A 3,139-nucleotide genomic window follows, 5' to 3' on the forward strand; every position below is an offset into this window, starting at 1 on the left:
AGCCGAGTGCGCTGCGGCCCCGCCCGCCCGTCATTCGCCCGGGTAGCGCAGCCCGATCTGCTCGCGGATGGCGTCGAGGGTGCCCATGATGGCGACGGTCTCGTCGATCGTGAGGAGGTCGYCGCGGAGGTTGCCCTCGGCGACCAGTCGCTCGACGGCCTCGGCCTGGAAGTGCATGCCCCGGCCGGTGACCTCGGAGCGAAACTCCTCGACGACGGTGCCGTCGGCGGCGACCACGCGGAAGGAGGTCGGCGTGTACCAGACGTGGTCGATCTCGATCCGGGCGAGGGTACCGAGCACGGCCGCGGTGTTCGGGCCGAGGGTGTCGCTCGCCGACAGGATCGACGCGACGCGGCCGCCGTCGTACCCGAGGAGGTTGGCGATCTGCGCGTCGGCGCCCGTGTCCTTGAACGTCGCCGTCGACTGGATGGTGCGCGGCGCGCCGAACAGGTCCCACGAGAACGACACCGGGTAGATGCCGAGGTCGAGGAGCGCCCCGCCACCGAGCTCGAGCGCGTTGATGCGGTGCGTCGGGTCGTCGGAGAGCTTCTGCGTGTGGTCCGCGATGAGCGTGCGCACCTCGCCGAGCRTGCCGTCGGCGATGATCTGCCGGATGCGCGCCATGTGCGGCAGGTACCTCGTCCACATGGCCTCGAGGACGAGCAGCCCGCGCTCGCTCGCCAGGTCGGCGAGCTCCTGCGCCTCGCGGGCGTTCACCGTGAACGGCTTCTCCACGAGCACGTGCTTGCCGGCCTCCAGGACCATGCGCGCCGTGGTGACGTGGAGGGGATGCGGCGTCGACACGTAGACCACGTCGACCTCGGGGTCGGCGACGAGGGCCTCGTAGCTCGGATGCGCGGTCGGGATGTCGAACTCCGCGGCGAAGGCGTCAGCGGACTCCTGGGAGCGCGAGCCCACGGCCTGCACCGTGAATCCGTTGAGCTTCAGGTCGTGGGTGAAGGCATGGGCGATGCCACCCGTCGCGAGGATGCCCCAGCGCAGTCGTTCCGTCATGGCGCAAGCCTAGCGGCGGCCTCGACGGCCGGGCGGCGCGTCCGTGACGGGGTGGGATGCCCGCACCCCCGCACCCGCGAGCCGTCGAGTCAAGGGATTGATCGGGTCGGAAGCGTGCACTACCTGTGGAGTATGGAGCGGATCTACTATGCGGGCGACCATTTCCTCACCGGCACGGAGATCGCACAGGCCCTCGTCGCCTATGCGGCCGCGTTGGCGACGCGCAGCGCGGCGGGCACCATCGACATCCCGGTCAGACACGAGGACGACGGCAGCCTCAGTCGGGTGCGCTTCCTGGTCGGTCCGGCCAGCCAACTCGTGACCGAACGGGTCGATCCGGAGGGCTACGAGGAGATCGAGGACGCCGAGATCGTCGCGCGGCTGCAGGCACTCACCGCCGAGCTCGCGCCGATGCATCCGGTGCCGAATCATGCGGCCGATCGCGAGTCGTCCGTCGACTACGACTGGACCGATGAGGTCTGAGGGCCGGATGGAGTCCGAGCCCGCCTAGGACGTGCCCACCGTGCCCTCGCCGTCGGGCTGGGGGCCGGGCGGCTCGTCGGGAACCGGCATGAGGGCGACCGGAATGCCCGGCCCGATCAGCAGCTCAGCGGGCTGAGGCCGCCCCTCGCCGTGGTTGACCGTGATCCAGACGGCGCGCCCGTCGCGGTTCGCCTGCTCGATCGCGGCCTTCATGGCCTCGAAGTCCTCTTCGCCGATGGAGAAGTCGCGACCCGCGTAGATGATCTGGATGCGCTTCACGGCTCCCGCTCTCCGCTGGGGACGACGTCGTCGGGTTCGGGGATCAGGTGCAGGCCGCTCGGCGAGTTCGCGGCACTCATGAGCACCTCGATCCAGGCTCGATTGATCGACGGTTGGCGCCCGCCCGCGTACTTGAACGACAACGGGATGGCCGGATGGATCCACAGTGCGCTCCGCCCGTCGCCGACCGCCGGATCGTCTCGCCAGCTGAAGGTGAACGACTCGCCGCGCCGGAGCTTCGCAGCGATCACGAGTTGGAGATGGGCGAGCACGCGGTCGTCGAAGTCGACGGTCAACGTGGAATCGTAGGTGAGCTTGCCCACCGTGCCTCCCTCCTCGGCGCCGCCGCTCGATCGGGTCATCGACGTGCTCGTTTCCCCGCAAGGATAGTGCGAGGGGTGTTTCGCCGCCCCCCCTTGACGAGGACGCTCCCGTCCCGCATGGGGCGCCGAGGCTGCGCCCCGAACTGGGACAGGCGGCCGTCGCCGGACCGCACTACCATCCGTGCATGACAACGCTGTCGAGAACCCGGCGTCTCACGACGCTCGCCAGCGCATCGATCCTCGTCGCCTCGGCGACCCTCTTCGGTGCTCTCCCCGCGATGGCCGCCCCCGGTGGCCAACCCGGACCCCCGTCGGCCGACAAGGCCGCATACGCCGCACTTGGCGACTCCTACGCGGCGGGCGTGGGCGGCGGCGACTACCTGGACGCGTGCCTCACCAGCCCGAACGGCTACGCGGCCGACCTCGCCTCCGACCCCGGACTCACCGTGCACGCATCGCTGCGCGGATGCGTCGGCGCCACGGTCGACGACGTCGTGGCGACGCAGCTCGGCGGCCTGGACCTCCGCACGCGGCTGGTCACCCTGACCGTGGGCGCCAACGACCTCGGGCTCGACACCGTCACGACGGCATGCCTGCTCGGCACCGTCGAGCAGTGCGCCGCCGCCGTCGCCGCCGCCCAGGCGAACCTCCCGATGCTGGCGTCCGACCTCGCCGGCGCACTCGCCGCGATCCGCACGGCCGCTCCGAAGGCCACCGTGCTCGTGACCGGCTATCCGCTGCTGCTCGATCCGGCCGTCCCGCAGGCGGGCGTGGTGAACGCGGGCGTCGTGGCGCTCAATGCCGTGATCCAAGGCGTCGTCGCCGCCGCCGGTCCGGGGTTCGTCTATGTCGACGTGACCGACGACTTCGCCGGCCACGGCCTCGGATCCGCGAGCCCGTGGATCGTCGCACCGCCGAACGCCGACGCGTTCCATCCGAACCCGGCCGGGTACGACGCCTACGCGGCGGCCATCCGCGCCGCCCGATGATCGGCGCACTCTCGCCGGCCGCGGGCCGGCGCCGCGTCGTGCTCGCGGCTG

General features: G+C 71.1%; 5 protein-coding genes. 2 read left to right on the top strand and 3 right to left on the bottom strand.

Translation table 11 applies throughout. The annotated features are described in order from the left end of the window. Nucleotides 1–30: 30 nt before the first annotated feature. Nucleotides 31–1,014, bottom strand: a complete 984-nt coding sequence (locus tag AC1DY2_RS17815; protein ID WP_476763622.1) for a Gfo/Idh/MocA family protein — start codon at nt 1,012–1,014, stop codon at nt 31–33. On the opposite strand from AC1DY2_RS17815, the gene AC1DY2_RS17820 reads away from it, so the two are divergent. Further along, nucleotides 964–1,497: a hypothetical protein gene (locus tag AC1DY2_RS17820; RefSeq protein WP_476763623.1), complete on the top strand. Its 534-nt coding sequence runs from the start codon at nt 964–966 to the stop codon at nt 1,495–1,497. The two genes, AC1DY2_RS17815 and AC1DY2_RS17820, sit on opposite strands and share 51 nt — an antisense overlap. Before the next feature lie 24 nt (nt 1,498–1,521). Here AC1DY2_RS17820 and AC1DY2_RS17825 read toward each other — a convergent pair whose 3' ends face one another. Together AC1DY2_RS17825 and AC1DY2_RS17830 are read right to left on the bottom strand one after the other, a co-directional pair. Then, a complete protein-coding gene (locus tag AC1DY2_RS17825) occupies nt 1,522–1,776 on the bottom strand; it encodes a hypothetical protein (protein ID WP_476763624.1) in 255 nt (84 codons plus the stop codon). Continuing rightward, nucleotides 1,773–2,099 carry a DUF7882 family protein gene (locus AC1DY2_RS17830; protein WP_476763626.1) on the bottom strand — a complete coding sequence of 109 codons (327 nt, stop codon included), beginning with the start codon at nt 2,097–2,099 and terminating at the stop codon, nt 1,773–1,775. The genes AC1DY2_RS17825 and AC1DY2_RS17830 overlap by 4 nt, the downstream gene beginning before the upstream one ends. 185 nt (nt 2,100–2,284) lie before the next feature. On the opposite strand from AC1DY2_RS17830, the gene AC1DY2_RS17835 reads away from it, so the two are divergent. Next, nucleotides 2,285–3,088: an SGNH/GDSL hydrolase family protein gene (locus AC1DY2_RS17835; RefSeq protein WP_476763625.1), complete on the top strand. Its 804-nt coding sequence runs from the start codon at nt 2,285–2,287 to the stop codon at nt 3,086–3,088. Nucleotides 3,089–3,139 lie beyond the last annotated feature (51 nt).

The organism is Agromyces sp. P1_H4 (assembly GCF_056405255.1).